Genomic DNA, 17,305 nt, shown 5'->3' with positions numbered 1-17,305 from the left:
CTCACCGCAGCCCCACCTCCGCGTGCCCGGTGCCGTCCAGCCGCCACTCGCGCTCGGTCTCCCAGCCGCGTCCCGACCGCCGGGCCAGGACGATCCGGACGTCGGCGCGCTCGGAGTTGTGGCAGACGGCCGGGGCGCCGTCCGGATCGGCGTAGTCGACCGAGACGGTCTCCCCGGGCGGCAGCGCCACCCTGACGTGGACGGCCCGGTCCCCGATGCGGCCCCGCACGGTCCAGACCGGCAGGCCGATGTCGGCGCGCAGCCGCAGCGCCGCGAGCAGCGGGTCGCCGGAGGCCAGGTCGGCACCGTCCACCCGGAGCCGGAGGAACGGCAGCGGGGGGAGCCGGTTCATCCCCGGCCGCGTCGAGACGGCGGCCACGATCTCGCACACGTCGCCGCCGCCGAGGTCGGCGTGCAGCCACGCCCACCGGCGCGCGTTCCCGTGCCCGTAGATGCGGGCGGACGCGCCCGGCGCCGCGGCGAGTTCGAGGGTGCGGCCGCCGAACCGGACCACGCCGTCGTACGCCGCGGCCGGCCTCGGGACGATCTGCGCCGCCGGGAGCAGCTCCGACTCCCATGCCCAGCGCGGGAACGTGTAGAGGGGCGGCCCGCCGCCCGACTCGCGCAGATCCCAGGTGAGGTCTCCGGCGGTCCCGGTGAGCCGGCCGTCCGCCTGCACGACGGGCCCGGCGGAGAACGCCGCGTCCTCCGGAGGGCTCCACTCCCGCGGGCCGAACCGCGCGAGGACCGGCGCCTCCCCGGGCGGGAAGACGGCGGCCCAGCCGTGCGCCCGCGCCGCGCCCGCCGCCCCGTCCCCGGTCGGCCCGTCCCCGGTCGGCGCGTGCTTGGCCGGGGCGACCAGCTCGTGGTGGATCCAGACGCCGGTTCCGGTGGCCGGATCGGTCAGCGTCGTGTACCAGACCTCCAGCCGCCCGGCCTGGCCGCGCCAGCGCGACCGCATCGGATCGGGCCCGGGGAACCGGAAGCCGCCGAGGAAGCGGGCGAGGTCGCGGCGCAGGCGGAAGCGCAGCCGCGCCTCACCGACCACGGCCCCGTCCTCGTCGGTCACCGTGAGCGGCAGGAACGTCATCGACCGGACGGGGCGCCGCGGGGTGACGGTCTTCCAGCCGTCCAGGCGCAGCCGCCGCCCGTCGCCGGCGGTGAAGCCGAGCGTGTAGCGGATCCGTCGCGCCGCGATCGGCGCCACCCGCAGCCGCCCCGCCGCCGCGGGGTCGTCCGCCCAGTCCGGCACGTGGACGCGGCCGGCCAGCGTCCCCTCCGCGTCCCCCCAGGGCCGCAGGACGCCCGGCAGGTCGGCGGTCAGCTCCAGCCGCATCGGGCGGTCGCGGTCCTCTCCGGCGAGCCGCAGGGACCCCTCCATCACCTCGCTGAAGACCGTGCGCCGCGCGCTCACCGCGCACCCCGCATGATCGACTCGGTCTCGGTGAAGTACGCGCCGGCCGCCGCGCGCGCCCGCGCGGCGTCGCCGTCGCACAGGGCGTCGACCAGGGGCGCGAGCCGGCCGGCGGCGGCCGGCGGGTCGGCGAACGCGTGCGTGAAGCCCTCCCGGACGGCGAGGTAGGCGTTCAGCAGGGCGTTGACCATGAACCCGTAGACCCGGTTGCCGGTGGCCGCCGCGATGACCCGGTGGACCTCGCACTCGGCGAGCTGCGCCTCCTCGGCCCCGGCGGCGTCCCGCACCTGCCCGGCGAGCTCCCGCAGCCGGGCCCGCTGCTCGCCGGTCGCGTGCACCGCCGCCTTGGCCGCGACCTGCGCGCCGACCTCGCGCCGCACCTCGAAGATCTCCGCCATCCAGGCCGTCCCGACCGTGCTGACCAGCATCGGCAGCAGTTCGGGGCCGCCCAGCCGCTCGTAGTCGCGGACCCGCGTCCCCACGCCGTGCCGCGTCTCCAGCAGTCCGGCCTGCGCGAGCCGGACGATGGCGTGCTTCAGCGACGTCCGGGTTACCGCGTAGCCGGCCGCGAGGTCCCGCTCGGGCGGCAGGTAGGAGCCGGGCGGGTAGCGGCCGCTCAGCACGTCGTCGCGCAGCCGGTCGACGAGCGCGTCCACGACCGTGTCGCGGGGGATCGGGGAGGACGGCACCGAGAACCTCCAGAGGATGAGTGGATGAGCCACTGGACCACGCGGGCGGCCCTGCCGTCAAGACCGTGGCAGGGTGGGAGGCATCACGGGAGGGGGACGGCACATGGTCGGCACGCTCGACTGGAGCCCGGCGGACGAACGGCTCGACCTGCTGGCGGACCCGGTGGCCGCGGCGATCGGCGGCCTGCCCGGCGCGGAGGCCGCCGAGATCGATCCCGACCTCGCCGACACGGCGGCGTTCTGCGAGCGCTACGGCGTCCCCCTCGACGCCAGCGCCAACTGCGTGGTCGTCGCGGCCAAGCGCGGCGGCGAGGTCTCGTACGCCGCCTGCATGGTGCTGGCGACCGGCCGCGCGGACGTGAACGGCGTGGTCCGCAAGCACCTGGGCGCCCGGAAGGCCTCCTTCGCGCCGATGGCCGACGCCACGTCCCTGACCGGCATGGAGTACGGCGGCATCACCCCGGTCGGCCTCCCCGCGGGGTGGCCGATCCTCGTGGACGAGGCCGTGGCCGCCTCTCCGCACGTCGTCATCGGCAGCGGCCTGCGCAAATCCAAGATCCTCCTGCCGGGCGGGGCCCTCGCCGGGCTCCCGGGCGCGGAGGTCATGGCCCTGGCGCAGTGAGCGGTCCCCGCACGGGAGCCGCTACCTTGCCGTAATGCCCTCCGCGATCCTGCGCAGCGCCCTCGCCGATCCCGGTCTCCGCCCGCTGCCGGAGCGGGCCGCCCGCCTTCTGGAGGACCTCGACGCGCCGCCGCGCCTGGCCGCCCACCTGCGGGCCGTCCACGACGTGGCCGCCGAACTGGTCGAGTGGGCCCGCGAGCGCCACCCGGGACTCGCCGTGGACGCGGAGGCCGTGCTGTTCGGCGCGGCCACCCACGACATCGGCAAGGTGCTGCACCCTGCCGAGCTGTCCGGCCCGGGCGCCGAGCACGAGCGCGCCGGGCACGCACTCCTCCGGGAGCGGGGCGTCGAGGAGCGGCTGGCCCACTTCGCCCGCACGCACGCCTCCTGGGACGGCCTCGGCGTCGGCATCGACGACCTGCTCGTCAGCCTCGCGGACAAGGTCTGGAAGGCCAAGCGCGTCCCCGACCTCGAACAGCGCGTCGTGGAGGCGCTCGCCGCCGCGTCCGGCGCGGAGGAATGGCAGGTCTTCATGGACCTCGACGACGTCTGCGACCGGCTCGCCGCGGGGGCCGACCGGCGCCTGGCCTTCCAGTCGGCCTACCCCGTGGGCGGGACCGAGTCGACGGCGTAGCGGACGCCGCCGACGGCCTCGGCCCGGTCGAGCAGGGCCCGGTTGGCGGCGAGCATCGCGGCGACCGACGCGCAGCCCGGTGAGGCGGTGCGCAGCACGCTGAACAGGACGGGATCGGCGGGCGCCGCCAGCATCGGGACGCGGCCGACCCGCAGCGCCTTGACGAGGATCACGCCGCTGAGGCCGAGATCCGCGGTGGTCATTCCGGCGACCGTCTCCTCGATCACCGCCGCGGCGGCGGGGCCGGGCAGGAAGACCATGCCCCACGGGTGCGGGCGCGCCCACTCGCCGAGCGCGACGAGCTCCGCCACGTCGGGACGCAGCCGGTCGGCGAAGTCGGCGTAGGAGAGCTCCTCGGTCTCCGTGGTGCCGGGAGGCGGTTCGCCCGGTCCGTACAGGACGGCCTTGGCCTCGTACGCCCAGCCGGCCTCCGAGGGCTTGACCTGGCCCGAGATGTGCTCGGCCGGGGTCTCGCGCTGGACGCGCAGGAGGGCCGCGGCGTCCCGGCACCGGACCGTGCAGGACAGCACCCGCTCCGGCGCCGGGACGAGCCGCAGCGTCGCCCCGGTGATCACGCCGTGCCGGCCGGGCCCGCCGCGGACCGCGTCGAAGACGTCCGGGCGGACGTCCGGCGAGCAGGCGACGGGCTCCCCGTCCACGACGACGTCCAGGGCGAGGACGTTGTCGGCCTGCGTCCCGTACCGGTGGGAGGTCCCGCCGACGCCGCCCGCCGAGATCGTCCCGCCGACCGTGACGTCGAGGTGGTCGGTCAGAACGGGCGGGGTGAACCCGAGCGGCAGGGTCGCGGCGAGGACGGCGCGCCAGCTCGTCCCGGCGCCGACCACCGCGCGGTCGGGGCCGACCTCGTGCACGCCCGCGAGCCCGCTCAGGTCGACCGAGACGCCCGAGGTGAGCGACTGCCCGTAGGTGGAGTGTCCGAGGCCCCGCGGCACCGCTTCGAGGCCGTGCGCGGCGGCCTCGCGGACCGCCGACGCCGCCTCCCGGGCCGTGGCCGGCCGGACGGTCCGCGCGGGCGTGCGTTCGACGATCCCCCCGAAGTCGCGCATGCAGTGATTTTAGTTGGCATGAAAACAGTCTTGAGGTTTCTAGATGGTCTGAATTTGAATCACTCTGCCCGCGTCCCCCGGGACGCTCGAACCTCCGACCGAAGGAGATGGGGAATGCTCCCACCCCGCCGCCACCCCGCACTGCCCGACGCCGGCCTGCTGATCGGCCGGATCGCGGTCGGGGTGGTCTTCGTCGCGCACGGCTGGCAGAAGCTCACCGACGAGGGCCACGCCGCCGTCACCCGCTCGTTCGAGCACCTCGGCATCCCGCTGCCGGGCCTCGCCGCCGTCTACGGAACCTGGGTCGAGCTGCTCGGCGGCCTCGCGCTCATCGCCGGCGTCCTGGTGCCGCTCGCGGGCGTCCTCATCGCCCTCGACATGGCCGGGGCCTTCTGGTACGTCCACATGGGCAAGGGCCTGTTCAACCAGGAGGGCGGCTACGAGTACGTGATGGTCCTCGGCGCCGCCTGCCTCCTCCTGGCCTTCACCGGCGCCGGACGGTTCTCCCTGGACGCCGTCCTGTGGGGGCGCCGCGGTCGCGAGGAAGTCCCTGCCCGGCGCTCCGTGAACGCCTGATCCACCGGGCCCCCGCGGCCGCGCGGGGGCCCACGACTGTGATCTGGGTAACTTTCGCCGCGCGCGGCGCCGGACGGCGTGACCGCGGCGTCAACAGCGGTCACCTGCCGGGAAAGGAATATGGCCCGCTCCAATCCGCCGTCCGCGCCGCCCCGGCCGTCTGACATCCCCCTTTGCGGGCATCGGGTCCTTTACGTCGAAGTGACAAGATGTTCCCGATGACCGTTTCTGGGCATGAGTGAGCGCTGAGAGTTCCCTGGAGAGGCGGGTCGCAGAGTGTCGCGCGGTAGTGAGTTCGTTGTGGTGGCCAATCGGTTGCCGGTGGACCGTAACGTCGGAGCCGACGGCGTGCCGCGCTGGCGGCGCAGCCCTGGCGGGCTGGTCAGCGCGATCGCCCCGGTGATGAGGCGCAGGCAGGGCACGTGGATCGGCTGGACGGGCGCGCCGGACGAGGAGCTGGAGCCGTTCGAGGAGGACGGCATGTCGCTGCATCCCATCGCGCAGTCCGCGCAGGAGGTCGAGCTCTACTACGAGGGGTTCTCGAACGCCACGCTGTGGCCCCTCTACCACGACGTCGTCGCCCCGCCCGTCTACGACCGGGCCATGTGGGACGCCTACGTCCGCGTCAACCGGCGCTTCGCCGAGGCGGCGGCGAAGGTCGCCGCGAAGAACGCCATCGTCTGGGTGCAGGACTACCAGCTCCAGCTCGTCCCGCAGATGCTCCGCGAGCTGCGCCCCGACCTGCGCATCGGCTTCTTCCTCCACATCCCCTTCCCGCCGGTGGAGCTGTTCTGGCAGCTGCCGTGGCGGCGGCGGATCCTGGAGGGGCTGCTCGGCGCCGACCTGGTCGGATTCCAGCTCCCCGGGGCGGCGGCCAACTTCGTGCGGCTCTGCCGGCGGCTCCTGGACGCCCGCTTCCTCAAGCAGGACGTCTTCTGGGACGACCGCGTCGTGCGGGCCCGCGCGTTCCCCATCTCGGTGGACGTGGGCGAGCTGCACGACCTGGTCGGCCGCGAGGACGTCCAGGAGCGCGCGCAGGAGATCCGCACCGACCTCGGCGACGCGACCGTGCTGCTGGGCGTCGACCGGCTCGACTACACCAAGGGCATCACGCAGCGGCTCCAGGCGTTCGGGGAGCTGGTCGAGGAGGGCCACATCAAGCCCGGCCAGGCCGTCTTCGTGCAGATCGCGACGCCGAGCCGGGAGCGCGTCGAGCAGTACCAGCTGCTCCGCGAGGAGATCGAGCAGCTCGTCGGCCGGATCAACGGGGAGCACGGCGAGATCGGGTTTCCGGTCATCCATTACCTGCACAGCTCGTACGACCGCGCCGAGCTGACCGCGCTGTACCTCGCGGCGGACGTGATGGTGGTGACCCCGCTGCGCGACGGCATGAACCTGGTCGCCAAGGAGTACGTGGCCTGCCGCAAGGACCTGCGGGGCGCGCTCGTGCTCAGCGAGTTCACCGGGGCCGCCGCCGAGCTGAAGCGCGGCGCCTTCCAGGTCAACCCCTACGACATCGACGGCCTGAAGAGCACCCTGATGGCCGCGCTGAACGCCGAGCCCGCCGAGCAGGCGCGGCGGATGCGCGCCATGCGCCGCCGCGTCATCGAGCACGACGTGGACCGGTGGGCCCAGGCGTTCCTCAGCGAGCTGGAGAACCCCGCCCGGCCGGCTCCGGCCGAGCAGACTACCGCTGTGCTGGAGGGCTGAGGCGCAGGTCGAAGGCGGCCCAGACGGCCTTCCCCCCGGTCGCGAGGCGCGCCCAGCCCCAGGAGTCGCTGACCGCGCCGACGACGACGAGGCCGCGGCCGCCCTCCGCGCACCGGTCGGGCTCGCCCGGTACCGGCTCGGGCGCGCCCGAGCCCGGGTCGGTCACCGACACGATCAGCCGCCTCGGGTGGCCGATCAGGACGAGCTGGATCGGGCACAGCGGCAGCGGCTGGGGGATGCCCTCCAGGCCGTGCCGCAGCGCGTTGGTCACCAGCTCCGACACGGCGACGACCACGTCCCCGGCGTCGTCGGCCAGGCCCCACGCGTCCAGCGTGACCTGGGTGAACTCGCGCGCCGACCGGGGCGCGGTGATCTCGGCGGGGAGCACCCGCCGGGCCGTGCGGGGGGTGCCCGCGTGCGGGGCCGGCCAGAGCCCGGCGAGGCCGGGGACGGCGGCCGGGACGCGCGCGGCCTGCTCGGGGACGTTCGGGCCGAGCGGCATCGGCGGGGCGTCGGGCCAGGGCGTGCGGACGGCCGAGACGTGCCGCGGCCGCGCGCCCCCCATGGCGGCGTGGGCTGCGACGTCGTCTGCCTGGTCAACGGTCATGGTCAAACCTCAGAGGCGTGCGGGTTGGTCACCGGCGAGCGTTCGCTATCTTGCTCCCCAAGTCGTGCAGATGCAAGGCCGTCTGCATGAACGAATGCAAGAACGAATGCACGTGCATCTCGTACCATGGTGTGGGGTGGGGCGAGATCGCGGTCTCCCGGGACAGGGAGGCCGAGACGCCTAGAGGGGGCATTGATGGACGGCCACCACCAGATGTCGGACGTCCGGCGCAACGGGCTCGTCTGGCAGAAGAGCCGGCGGAGCAACCCGTCCGGGAACTGCGTCGAGATGGCGGAACTCCCCACCGGGGAGATCGCCGTGCGCAACTCCAGGGACCCCGAGGGAGCGATCCTCGTCTACACGCGCGAGGAGGTGGAGGCGTTCGTCGGGGGAGCCAAGGACGGTGACTTCGACCACATCCTCATCTGACCCGACGGCAAACCGAACGGGATTCCATTTACCGGTCCGGCCAGGTAGGTTGCGGCCATGCATCTGGGGCAGATCGCCGCTCGGACGCCCGACAAGCCCGCCGTGGTCATGGCGGGCTCCGGGCGGGTCGTCACCTTCCGCGAACTGAACGAGGAGTCCAACCGGCTCGCGCAGCTGCTCCGTGCGGAGGGGCTGCGGCCGGGGGACCACATCGCGTTCATGATGGAGAACCATCCGCTCTACCTGGCCGTCGCCTGGGCCGCCCAGCGGTCCGGGCTCTACTACACCGCCATCAGCTCGCGGCTCCAGGCCGACGAGCTCGCCTACATCGCGGGCAACTGCGAGGCGAAGGCCTTCATCACCAGCGCCGCCACGGAGGTGGCGGCGCAGTCGCCGCCGGACGTGCCGCTGCGCCTGATGCTCGACGGCACGGCGCCCGGCTACGACTCCTACGAGGAGCGTGTCGCCCAGCACCCGCCCACGCCGATCGAGGACGAGTGCGAGGGCATGGACATGCTCTACTCGTCCGGCACGACCGGCCGCCCCAAGGGCGTGAAGCCGCCCCTGTCGAAGGCGCCGATGGGCGAGGCCGGGCCGCTGTACCAGCTCCTGGCGTTCCTCTTCCAGCCCGACGCCGACTCCGTCTACCTCTCCCCGGCGCCCCTGTACCATGCCGCGCCGCTGAGGTACTCGCTCAACTTCCACCGGTTCGGCGCCACCGTCGTGGTGATGGAGAAGTTCGACGCCGAGCAGGCCCTCGCCGCCATCGAGAAGTACCGCGTCACGCACAGCCAGTGGGTGCCGACCATGTTCATCCGGATGCTGAAGCTGCCGGAGGAGACCCGCGCCCGCTACGACGTGTCGTCGCTGCGCTGCGCGGTGCACGCCGCCGCGCCCTGCCCCGTGCCCGTCAAGGAGCAGATGATCGCCTGGTGGGGGCCGATCCTGCACGAGTACTACGCCGGCACCGAGGGCAACTGCTTCGTGTACACGAACTCCGAGGACTGGCTGGCGCACAAGGGCACGGTCGGCCGGCCCATCCTGGGCGAGGTCCACGTCTGCGACGAGGACGGCCGGGAACTGCCGCCCGGGGAGCCGGGCACGCTCTACTTCGGCAACGGCCCCGTGTTCGAGTACCACGCCGACGAGGCGAAGACCGCCGCGTCCCGCGACCCCTGGGGGCACGGCTGGACGACCCTCGGCGACGTCGGCCACGTGGACGAGGACGGCTTCCTCTACCTCACCGACCGCCGCGCCTACATGATCATCAGCGGCGGGGTGAACATCTACCCGCAGGAGGCCGAGAACGTCCTCGCGGTGCACCCGAAGGTCGCCGACGTCGCGGTGTTCGGCGTCCCGGACGCCGAGATGGGGGAGGCGGTCAAGGCCGTCGTCCAGCCGCTGTCCATGGACGACGCCGGTCCCGAGCTGGAGGCGGAGCTGATCGCCTACTGCCGCGACCGGCTCGCCCACTACAAGTGCCCGCGCTCGGTCGACTTCCGCGCCGAGCTGCCCCGGCATCCCACGGGCAAGCTCTACAAGCGGCTCCTGAAGGACGAGTACTGGGCGCACGCGCGCCCTGCCACGGCCTGAGAGCGCCCTGAACGGCCAAACCCCGGCCGGGGCCCTTGGGGGACCGGCCGGGGTTTGGAACGCGCCAGGGGCGTTCTAGTGCATCGGCATCGGCGCGTCGACCGCGGGGGCGGCCGGCTTCTTGCGCGGCAGCAGCAGCGCCGGCAGGAACGCCAGGAGCAGCAGCCCGGCCGAGTACCAGTAGGTGTGCTGGAACGCGTCCGCCATCGGCCCGGCGATCTTCTGCATGACCGCGGGCGGCACCTTCTCGGTGCTGCCGATCTCGCCGCCGGCCCCGCCGCCGAGCTCGGACACCAGCCGGTTGGCCAGCAGCACGGAGATCATCGCGGTGCCGACGGAGGCGGACACCTGCTGGATGATGTTCAGCATCGTGCTCGCCCGCGGCACCTCGTCGTGGACGAGCGTCTGGATGGCCGCCGCCATGGTCGGCATCATCGTCATGCCCATGCCGAGGCCCATCACGAACAGCGCCCCGCCGAGGGCCCAGTAGGAGGTGTCGGCCTCCAGGATCGAGGCGAAGCCCGACACCGACGCCACCACGATGAGCATGCCGACCAGCACGACCCGGCCGGGGCCGATCCGGTCGGTCAGCTTGCCGCCGATCGGCATCGTGATCATCGCGCCCAGGCCCTGCGGGGCCAGCAGCAGGCCGGACTGGAGGGCGCCCTCGCCGCGCACCGTCTGGTAGTACAGCGGCAGCAGCAGCATCGCGCCCATGAACGCGACCATGAACAGCACCATCGTGCCGGACGCGGCCGCCACCGAGCGCCGCTTGAGCAGCCGCAGGTCGATCAGCGGGTTCTCGGCCTTCAGCGCGCGGAACACGAACCCGAGCACCAGCACGGCGCCGACCGCCCAGAACACCAGGGCCTCGGTCTTCAGGAAGTCCTTCAGTTCGGCGCCCTTGGCCACGCCGTAGATCAGCGAGGCGAGGCCGGGGGACAGCAGGAGCAGCCCGATGAAGTCGAGCCGCTCGGTCTTCTTCGGCTGGTCGCGCTTGAGGATCCGCGCCGCCATCACCAGCGCGACGATGCCGATCGGCAGGTTGATGAAGAAGATCCACCGCCACGACACGTCGTCGACGAGGTAGCCGCCGATGATCGGGCCGAGGATCGGGCCGAGCAGCATCGGCACGCCGACGATGCTCATCACCTGGCCGACCCGCTGCGGGCCGGCCGCCTGGGTCAGGATCGTCATGCCGGCCGGCATGATCATGCCGCCGCCGAGGCCCTGCAGCACCCGGAAGGCGATCAGCGACTCGGCGGACCAGGCCATGCCGGCCAGCATCGAACCCGCCACGAACAGCCCGATCGAGATCATGTAGAGGCGCTTGGTGCCGAACCGGGCCGAGGCCCACCCGGTGATCGGGATCACGGTGGCCAGCGCCAGGGTGTAGCCGGTCGCGACCCACTGGATCGTCGCCAGCGAGGTCTCGAACTCCTTCGCGAGGTCGTTGATCGCGACGTTGACGACCGTCACGTCCAGGATGGACATGATCGCCCCGAGGACGACCACCATGGCCGCCGCGAGCACACCGCGGTCCAGTCCTCCTCCGGCGTCGGATTTCTCCAGCGGGCCGTCCGCCATCTTGGGAGATGCGGGAGCGGTCAACTCTCTTCCAATCGTCAGGGCCCGCATGTGGGCACGCGAGGGCCGTGGGCACGTAGCTCAGGGGGTTTGCTCAGGGCTTGCCTAGGTACCGCCGCAAAATACTGCAGCGACTGACACTTTCGCGAACGATTAAACCCTGGGCGCTCCGGGAGTATTCCAGCGGGGTCCGACAAATCCTGCCTGCTCCGCGCCCACCACCCTCCGACCTCCAGCGCACTCGAGGTCAACGAAGTGTGACGGACGCGACATCCCAACCTCCCTCCGCCTGCACGCACCCCAGACGGACCGGCGCGACCCCCGAAACTCATCGCTCCGCGCGGGCCCTTCCAGCGCCCCGCCCGGGCAGGGTGTGCTCCCGGCCCCTACTTCGCGGGCAGGCTGAGGGCGTAGTCGAGCCCTCGGTCCACCCAAGCGGCCACATCGGACGGCGTGCCGCAGGCCTCGGGCTCCACCGTGATCCATCCCCGCATCGGGTGGCCGCGCATGACGGTCGTGGAGGTGCCCGGCTCGGCGAGCATCGCGTCGTGGTCGTCAGGGGAGACCCGGACCATCAGTCCGCCCCGACCCCTCACGACGACGGCCATGTTGCCGTTCACCATCCACGCGATCCCGCCGAACATCCGCTTGGGCGCCGCGTCCCGCCTCGCCCCGAGCAGGTCTTCCACCCGATCGGCCAGTTCCTTGTCGTAGCTCACCACGGCATCCTCCCCCTCTCCCCGGACCGCATGTGCCACCCGGATCTCCTCTCCCCCCGGCGGAGGTGGAGCGACGTCAGGGGTGGCGCTGGAAGCCGTCCTTGGTGCGGAGGCCGTAGCCGAGGGCGCGGTCGAAGGAGATGTGCGCCATCCATCCGCAGAGGGCGGCGAAGATCGGTGCCCAGTTCAGCGGGGTGACCGTGTAGACCACCATCAGCGCGAACGGCACCAGCGCCCGGTGCAGGGAGTTGTAGTACGGGACGGCGCGCGGGGGGAGCTGTCCGGGCTCCACTGTGCGGGCCTCGCGCAGGCCGGCGAGGAAGGCCAGGTCAGGGACCACGAAGAAGGTCAGGGCCAGGATGACCGCGGGCCACCCGTGGTTGACGCCTTCGAGGACGGCGAAGGCGGCCCAGAAGAGCGCCCCGGCGAACCATGCGGCGCGGCGGACGATGCGGACGCCGGAGGCCTTGCCCGGCGCGGTGACTGTGCTCATGACGACGACCTCCGAAGTAGTGGCTAACGTCATTAGCCAAAATAAAGCTAAGGATCTTAGCTGTCAAGCTATAGAGCGGTCGGCCAGGCTTGGCGGCCTCCTGCTCGCGTCGCGCCGCCTCGGCGGCGGCCGTGCGGTAGTTCGCCGCACGAACTGCCGGGATACGCTGGGCGCGTGGGCAAGGATGACGAGGGACGGATCGGCGTCGTGGGGGCACTCGTGCGGGGTGCGTTCCTCGTGAACGCCGTTTATGCCGAGTCGGCGCGGGAGTACGGCCTCACCTCGCAGCAGGGGCAGTTGCTGTGCGTGCTGATGAGGCAGCCCCTGGGGATGGGGGAACTGGGCGCGATGCTCGGGCTGGCCAAGTCGAGCCTCACCGGCCTGGTGGACCGCACCGAGCGCAACGGCCTGGTGCGCCGCGAGGCCGACCCGAGGGATCAGCGCGCGGTCAGGGTCGCGCTGACCGAGCGGGGGAGCGGGCTCGTCGATGAGTTCTACGCCGAGACCTGCCGGCGGGTCGACAGGCTGCCGGAGGGTCTCAGCGAGGCCGAGCGCGACACGCTCGCCGACCTGCTCGGACGCGTCGTGCTGGAGAACGACGTTCCGGTGGTGTTCGCGGAACCCGACGAGGGGGCCGCCCGCAGGCACTGAGAGCGCCCGCCTCGGAATGGGGTTGCAGTTCGTAGTACGAACTAATATTGTTCGTAGCGCGAACTGTAATTCCTGTCTGCGGGAGCGTGCAATCATGAGCAGTAAGGTCGCGGTCGTCGGCGGAGGGTACGGAGGGGCGGCGGTCGCCAAGGCCCTGGACTCCGAGGCCGACGTCGTCCTGATCGATCCGCGCGACGCGTTCGTCAACGCGTCGGGAGCGCTGCGGGCGCTGACCCGGCCCGACTGGGCGGGCAACATCTTCTTCCCCTTCGACACGCTGCTCACCCGGGGCACGGTGCTGCGCGACCGGGCGGTCTCGGCGGACGCCGCGGGCGTCACCCTGGCCTCGGGGCGGCGCGTCGACGCGGACTTCCTCGTCCTTGCGACCGGCTCCGGCTACGCCTTTCCGGCGAATCCCCGCGCCGAGTCCGCCGACGAGGCGCTGGAGGACCTGCGCCGCACCCACAAGGAGCTGGCGGGCGCGGACCGGGTGCTCATCCTCGGCGCCGGACCGGTCGGCCTGGAGCTGGCGGGCGAGATCAAGGAGGTGTGGCCGCACAAGCCGGTGACCGTCGTCGACCCCGCCGGGGAGCTGCTTCCCGGCTACCGCGCCGAGCTGCGCGAGGACCTGCTCCGCCAGCTCGGCGAGCTGGACATCCGGCTGCGGCTCGGCGCCGCCTTGACGGCCCCGCCCCCCGGCGACCCCGGACGGGCCGGGACCTTCACGGCCGCCACCGCCAGTGGTGAGGAGATCAGCGCCGACATCTGGTTCCGAGCCCACGGCATGACGATCAACAGCGGCTACCTGGCCGACGGGCGCCTCACCGCGCTCACCCCGCAGGGCAGGGTTCCCGTCACCGAGGCCCTCAACGTCCACGGGCACGAGCACGTCTACGCGATCGGCGACATCACCGACGTCCCCGAGTCCAAGAGGGCCGGGTACGCGATGCAGCACGCCGAGGTCGTGGCGGAGAACATCGCCGCCCGGCTCCGGGGCGAGCGGCCCACCGCCCGCTACCGGCCCGCGCCCGATCCCATGATCCTGCTTCCCCTCGGGCCGCGCCGCGGCGTCGGCCAGCTGCCCGGACCCGATGGCCCGCAGGTCGTCCCGGCCGAGACGGTCGCCGAGTACAAGGGCGCCGACCTGTTCACCGGCCGCTTCGCCGACCTGTTCGGCAAGGCCTGACGACCCAACGACGAAAGGAAGAACGATGTCAGCACAGCGGCCCCTCTTCGGGTTCGGCGCGCACACCGTCATCGAGGACGCCGCCGGCCTGCTGCGCATGGCCCAGCAGGCCGACCGGGACGGCCTCGACCACTTCTCCCTGTCCGACCACCCCTACCTCGGCGACCGCGTGGACGCCTACGCCGCCATCGGCTTCGTCCTCGGACGCACCGAGCACATCGCGGGCCTGGCCAACGTCACGAACCTGCCGACCCGGCCCGCCCCCATGCTCGCGCGGACGGTGACGTCCCTGTCGGCGCTCTCCGGCGGCCGCGTCGTCCTCGGCATGGGCGCGGGCGGGCTGTGGGACCGGATCTCCGACATGGGCGTGCCGCGGCTGCCCGCGGGCGACGCCGTGGACGCCTTCGAGGAGGCGATCGTCCTGGTCCGGAAGCTGGCGGGCGGCGGCCCGCCGGTCACCCACCGGGGCCGCCACTACCGGGTGGAGGAGATCGAGCCGGCCCCGGTGGCCGCGCCGCCGGTGTGGACGGGTTCGGTCGGCCCGAAGTCCCTCGCCGCGACCGGCCGGGTCGCCGACGGCTGGATCCCCGGCCACGCGGCGGACTGGCTCAGCGAGCGCTACCGGACGTCGCGGCCGGTCATCGACGAGGCCGCGGCGGCCGCCGGCCGCGACCCGCGCGAGATCGGCACGATCTTCAACCTCCCGGGGCGCATCACCGACCGCCCGCTGCGGGCCACCCGCGACCTCGACGGGCGCTGGATCGGCGGCTCTCCGGAGCAGTGGGCCGAGGAGCTGACCTGGGCGGTCCTGGAGCACGGCGCGTCCGGTTTCACCCTGTTCTCGCCCGAGGGCGGGACGCAGGACCTCGCCTCCGTCGGCCGCTGGGGGCAGGAGATCGCCCCCGCCGTCCGCGAAGCGGTCGCGAAGGAGGCCGGCGGCCGCCCCGCATACGAGGCACGGCGCTGAGGAGCGGCCGGCGCGGCCGGCGCGGACTAGGAGCCGAACAGGGTGCGTTCGACGTGCTGCGTGTCGGTGTACTCCCGGACCGACGTGATCTTGCCGTTCCGGACGGTGAACACGCCGAGGCACGGGTTGTCGTAGTCCGCTCCGCCGCGGGCCGTTCCCCGCGACGTCCATTCCGCCACGACCCGGTCGCCGTCCGCGACCACACCGGTCAGGGCGACCTCGGGCTCGCCCCCGGGCTGGAAGAGCTGTCCGGCGCCTCCTAGGAAGCCGTCGACGATCGCGTCCCGGCCCTTCCAGGTGCCGCTCAGCGGAAGGTCGCCGGGGTAGGTCCAGCTGGCGTCGTCGGCGAAGCTCGCCTTGATCGTGTCCAGGTCGCCGCTCGCGACCGCCTCGACATAGCGCCGGACAACGGACGCGGGGTCGTCGCTCAGCCGGGCGGCGAGCCAGTCGAGCGTCTCGGGAAGCCAGAGCCAGCGGCAGTTCTCCAGGAGGTGGTTGCCCTCGGGTACCAGCACGTACTCGCCCTTCGCCGCCCGGCGGGCCAGCTCCTCGCCATTGGCGACGCCCGGGATGACGTCCAGCCCGCCGTCCAGGACGCGGAGCGGCTGCGGCACCGGGGGAGCGGTCACCCGGCGGGCGAACTCGCGGGCGGCCGCCTCCCCGCCCGTGCGCAGGACGAACGACTCCGTCACGTACGGCGGCAGCTCGTCCCACGTGATGGCGGTGGGCCCGCTCACGGTGACGACGGCGCCGATCCGGGGCTCGTGCCGCGCGGCGGCGGAGGCGAGGAAGCCGCCCATGCTGAGGCCGATCAGCCCGACGGCGGCGGGCAGGCCGTCCACGGCGTCGAGGGCCTGCGCCACGACCCGCTGGTAGTCGGGTTCCCAGACACCGCGGACGGCGAGCTCTCCCTGGCCGGGCCCGTCGATGGCGAGCACGGCGAGACCGCGGTGCACGAGCGCGTCGGCGATCGGCATGAACTCGACCTTGCCGGAGTTCATGCCCGGCACCAGGACGACCAGAGGCGCGTCCGCGGACGGGCGCCGGAGGACGCCGGTGAAGTCGGGGCCGGTGAGGTGCGCGGCGTCCGGCGCGAGGACGGCTAGCGACCGGCGCAGGGCGTCGGCGGACGCGGCGGCGGCCCGGCCGTGTTCGGCGAGGTCCGGGTTCGGCAGCACCGTGGCGAAGTGGAACCACAGCGCGGCGTCGCGGAGCGCCTCGCCCGCCGAGCGCGGCAGACGCGCCTTCTCCGCGAGGGCGAGATGCTCCCGCCCTGTCCGCGCGAACGCGTCCGGCCACTGGTGCAGGGAGGTCAGGCCGGCGGTGACCGCGTCGTACTGGTGGGGGTCGATCCCGGCGGCGATGGCGCGCGACCGGTTGACGGCGGCGAAGGGGGCGACGGGCTCGTCGAAGAAGGCGGTCATCGGTTCTGCTCCAGGGTGAGGACGGCGTTGCCGCGGATGCGGCGCTCGCGGAGGTCGGTGAGGACGGCGGCGGTCTCGCTCCAGTCGGCGACGCGGCCGAGTTCCGGGTGGAGGCGCCCGGCCGCGGTCAGCCGGACGAGCGTGGCGAGATCGTCCCCGTACGGGGCGCCCGCGTAGTGGAAGTGCCTGATGGACGCGGACTCGGGGCCGTCGAAGAAGTCGAAGAAGTCCAGCGTCACGGGCCGGCGGCTCGCCTGCCCGAACCAGATCAGCGTGCCTCCGGCCGCCGTGCGCGCCAGCGCGAGCGGCAGGGCGTCCCCGCCCGTGGACTCCAGAGCGACGTCGAAGGGCCCGGCGGCGTCCCGCACATCGTGGACGACCGCGGCGCCCAGTTCGGCGAGCCGCCGCCCGCGGTCCGGGGATGCCGTGACCGCGGTGACCTCGGCTCCCGCGCCGGCCGCGAGTTCGACGAAGTAGTGCCCGACGCCGCCGGACGCCCCCGTCAGCAGGACGCGCGTCCCGGCCGTGGCGCCGGAGGCGCGCAGCAGGCGCAGCGCGGTGAGCCCGGCCAGCGGCAGCGCGGCGGCCGACTGGACGCACACGGAGGCGGGGATCTCGGCGAGCGACGCGGTGGGGACGGCGACGTACTCCGCCCAGCCCGCCGACGGCGGATGGCCCACGACCCGGCTGCCGGCCGCGGGCCCCGAGCCGTCGGCGGCGGCCTGGACGACGAGGCCCGCGACGTCCTTGCCGGGCCGCCAGCCGGGCCGGTCGGACTCCAGTTGGAACGTCTCACCCCGGTTCACCGAGAACGCCGCGACCTTCACCAGCGCCTCGTCCGGACGGGGGACCGGCTCGTCGACCTCGCCGAACGCCACCGATCCCGCTTCGGGAAGGAGTGCTCTCATGCCCCGCAGGAAACCGGGCGGGCGCCGGG

Annotated in this window: 18 protein-coding genes; 9 read left to right on the top strand and 9 right to left on the bottom strand. The window is 73.3% G+C overall.

Annotation, left to right across the window (positions count from 1 at the left end; translation table 11 throughout):
• Position 1: 1 nt before the first annotated feature.
• Complete coding sequence (locus tag K4S16_RS02340) at positions 2–1,414, bottom strand: hypothetical protein (RefSeq protein ID WP_200841648.1); 1,413 nt, start codon at positions 1,412–1,414, stop codon at positions 2–4.
• Positions 1,411–2,103 carry a FadR/GntR family transcriptional regulator gene (locus K4S16_RS02335; protein ID WP_200841647.1) on the bottom strand — a complete coding sequence of 231 codons (693 nt, stop codon included), beginning with the start codon at positions 2,101–2,103 and terminating at the stop codon, positions 1,411–1,413. The genes K4S16_RS02340 and K4S16_RS02335 overlap by 4 nt, the downstream gene beginning before the upstream one ends.
• A gap of 103 nt (positions 2,104–2,206) precedes the next feature.
• Here K4S16_RS02335 and K4S16_RS02330 point away from each other — a divergent pair, with 103 nt between their 5' ends.
• Positions 2,207–2,725 carry a YbaK/EbsC family protein gene (locus K4S16_RS02330; protein WP_149257961.1) on the top strand — a complete coding sequence of 173 codons (519 nt, stop codon included), beginning with the start codon at positions 2,207–2,209 and terminating at the stop codon, positions 2,723–2,725.
• 34 nt (positions 2,726–2,759) lie between these two features.
• Positions 2,760–3,359: an HD domain-containing protein gene (locus K4S16_RS02325; RefSeq protein WP_149257133.1), complete on the top strand. Its 600-nt coding sequence runs from the start codon at positions 2,760–2,762 to the stop codon at positions 3,357–3,359.
• Here K4S16_RS02325 and K4S16_RS02320 read toward each other — a convergent pair.
• Positions 3,326–4,426: an FAD-binding protein gene (locus tag K4S16_RS02320; protein ID WP_149257132.1), complete on the bottom strand. Its 1,101-nt coding sequence runs from the start codon at positions 4,424–4,426 to the stop codon at positions 3,326–3,328. The genes K4S16_RS02325 and K4S16_RS02320 overlap by 34 nt on opposite strands.
• 114 nt (positions 4,427–4,540) lie before the next feature.
• Between K4S16_RS02320 and K4S16_RS02315 the strand changes: the two genes are divergently transcribed.
• Positions 4,541–5,002, top strand: a complete 462-nt coding sequence (locus K4S16_RS02315) for a DoxX family protein (protein WP_149257131.1) — start codon at positions 4,541–4,543, stop codon at positions 5,000–5,002.
• 276 nt (positions 5,003–5,278) lie between these two features.
• On the top strand, positions 5,279–6,712 hold the full coding sequence (locus K4S16_RS02310; RefSeq protein WP_149257130.1) for a trehalose-6-phosphate synthase: 1,434 nt from the start codon (positions 5,279–5,281) through the stop codon (positions 6,710–6,712).
• On the opposite strand, the gene K4S16_RS02305 is transcribed toward K4S16_RS02310, so the two are convergent.
• Positions 6,690–7,319, bottom strand: a complete 630-nt coding sequence (locus tag K4S16_RS02305) for an ATP-binding protein (RefSeq protein ID WP_149257129.1) — start codon at positions 7,317–7,319, stop codon at positions 6,690–6,692. The genes K4S16_RS02310 and K4S16_RS02305 overlap by 23 nt on opposite strands.
• 195 nt (positions 7,320–7,514) lie before the next feature.
• Between K4S16_RS02305 and K4S16_RS02300 the strand changes: the two genes are divergently transcribed.
• Both K4S16_RS02300 and K4S16_RS02295 read left to right on the top strand, forming a co-directional pair.
• A complete protein-coding gene (locus K4S16_RS02300) occupies positions 7,515–7,748 on the top strand; it encodes a DUF397 domain-containing protein (protein ID WP_149257128.1) in 234 nt (77 codons plus the stop codon).
• Between the two features lie 57 nt (positions 7,749–7,805).
• Positions 7,806–9,341, top strand: coding sequence for an acyl-CoA synthetase (locus K4S16_RS02295; RefSeq protein WP_149257127.1), 1,536 nt, complete (start codon positions 7,806–7,808; stop codon positions 9,339–9,341).
• A 75-nt stretch (positions 9,342–9,416) separates the two neighbouring features.
• Here the strand turns inward: K4S16_RS02295 and K4S16_RS02290 are convergent, their stop codons facing one another.
• The 3 genes from K4S16_RS02290 to K4S16_RS02280 all read right to left on the bottom strand — a co-directional run bounded on the left by K4S16_RS02290 (position 9,417) and on the right by K4S16_RS02280 (position 12,140).
• Positions 9,417–10,952 (bottom strand): DHA2 family efflux MFS transporter permease subunit, encoded by a 1,536-nt coding sequence (locus K4S16_RS02290; RefSeq protein WP_235036512.1) that lies wholly within the window; start codon positions 10,950–10,952, stop codon positions 9,417–9,419.
• A 362-nt stretch (positions 10,953–11,314) separates the two neighbouring features.
• Complete coding sequence (locus K4S16_RS02285) at positions 11,315–11,647, bottom strand: TfoX/Sxy family protein (RefSeq protein WP_149257126.1); 333 nt, start codon at positions 11,645–11,647, stop codon at positions 11,315–11,317.
• A gap of 76 nt (positions 11,648–11,723) precedes the next feature.
• Entirely contained in the window at positions 11,724–12,140 is a 417-nt protein-coding gene (locus K4S16_RS02280; protein ID WP_149257125.1) for a DUF4260 family protein, read from the bottom strand.
• 174 nt (positions 12,141–12,314) lie between these two features.
• Here K4S16_RS02280 and K4S16_RS02275 point away from each other — a divergent pair, with 174 nt between their 5' ends.
• From K4S16_RS02275 to K4S16_RS02265, 3 genes are all read left to right on the top strand, one after another.
• Positions 12,315–12,791, top strand: a complete 477-nt coding sequence (locus tag K4S16_RS02275) for a MarR family winged helix-turn-helix transcriptional regulator (protein WP_149257124.1) — start codon at positions 12,315–12,317, stop codon at positions 12,789–12,791.
• A gap of 94 nt (positions 12,792–12,885) precedes the next feature.
• Positions 12,886–13,977 carry an NAD(P)/FAD-dependent oxidoreductase gene (locus K4S16_RS02270; protein WP_149257123.1) on the top strand — a complete coding sequence of 364 codons (1,092 nt, stop codon included), beginning with the start codon at positions 12,886–12,888 and terminating at the stop codon, positions 13,975–13,977.
• A 25-nt stretch (positions 13,978–14,002) separates the two neighbouring features.
• Positions 14,003–14,944, top strand: coding sequence for an LLM class flavin-dependent oxidoreductase (locus K4S16_RS02265; RefSeq protein WP_149257122.1), 942 nt, complete (start codon positions 14,003–14,005; stop codon positions 14,942–14,944).
• A 26-nt stretch (positions 14,945–14,970) separates the two neighbouring features.
• Here K4S16_RS02265 and K4S16_RS02260 read toward each other — a convergent pair whose 3' ends face one another.
• Together K4S16_RS02260 and K4S16_RS02255 are read right to left on the bottom strand one after the other, a co-directional pair.
• Positions 14,971–16,368, bottom strand: coding sequence for an alpha/beta fold hydrolase (locus tag K4S16_RS02260; protein WP_149257121.1), 1,398 nt, complete (start codon positions 16,366–16,368; stop codon positions 14,971–14,973).
• Positions 16,365–17,276, bottom strand: coding sequence for a zinc-binding dehydrogenase (locus K4S16_RS02255; protein ID WP_149257120.1), 912 nt, complete (start codon positions 17,274–17,276; stop codon positions 16,365–16,367). Before K4S16_RS02255 ends, K4S16_RS02260 begins: the two co-directional genes overlap by 4 nt.
• Positions 17,277–17,305: the final 29 nt, after the last annotated feature.

The organism is Actinomadura sp. K4S16, assembly GCF_008327685.1.
Lineage (GTDB): Bacteria > Actinomycetota > Actinomycetes > Streptosporangiales > Streptosporangiaceae > Spirillospora.
The sequence above is the reverse complement of the archived record's forward strand: the minus strand, read 5'-3'. Positions and strand labels throughout refer to the sequence as shown.

What these genes read in the sequence shown, in the direction of transcription:
- K4S16_RS02270 (WP_149257123.1), top strand. Translation starts at nt 12,886, where the DNA reads ATGAGCAGTAAGGTCGCGGTCGTCGGCGGAGGGTACGGAGGGGCGGCG.
- K4S16_RS02305 (WP_149257129.1), bottom strand. Translation starts at nt 7,319, where the DNA reads ATGACCGTTGACCAGGCAGACGACGTCGCAGCCCACGCCGCCATGGGG.
- K4S16_RS02260 (WP_149257121.1), bottom strand. Translation starts at nt 16,368, where the DNA reads ATGACCGCCTTCTTCGACGAGCCCGTCGCCCCCTTCGCCGCCGTCAAC.
- K4S16_RS02265 (WP_149257122.1), top strand. Translation starts at nt 14,003, where the DNA reads ATGTCAGCACAGCGGCCCCTCTTCGGGTTCGGCGCGCACACCGTCATC.
- K4S16_RS02255 (WP_149257120.1), bottom strand. Translation starts at nt 17,276, where the DNA reads ATGAGAGCACTCCTTCCCGAAGCGGGATCGGTGGCGTTCGGCGAGGTC.
- K4S16_RS02295 (WP_149257127.1), top strand. Translation starts at nt 7,806, where the DNA reads ATGCATCTGGGGCAGATCGCCGCTCGGACGCCCGACAAGCCCGCCGTG.
- K4S16_RS02330 (WP_149257961.1), top strand. Translation starts at nt 2,207, where the DNA reads ATGGTCGGCACGCTCGACTGGAGCCCGGCGGACGAACGGCTCGACCTG.
- K4S16_RS02325 (WP_149257133.1), top strand. Translation starts at nt 2,760, where the DNA reads ATGCCCTCCGCGATCCTGCGCAGCGCCCTCGCCGATCCCGGTCTCCGC.
- K4S16_RS02280 (WP_149257125.1), bottom strand. Translation starts at nt 12,140, where the DNA reads ATGAGCACAGTCACCGCGCCGGGCAAGGCCTCCGGCGTCCGCATCGTC.
- K4S16_RS02300 (WP_149257128.1), top strand. Translation starts at nt 7,515, where the DNA reads ATGGACGGCCACCACCAGATGTCGGACGTCCGGCGCAACGGGCTCGTC.
- K4S16_RS02320 (WP_149257132.1), bottom strand. Translation starts at nt 4,426, where the DNA reads ATGCGCGACTTCGGGGGGATCGTCGAACGCACGCCCGCGCGGACCGTC.
- K4S16_RS02315 (WP_149257131.1), top strand. Translation starts at nt 4,541, where the DNA reads ATGCTCCCACCCCGCCGCCACCCCGCACTGCCCGACGCCGGCCTGCTG.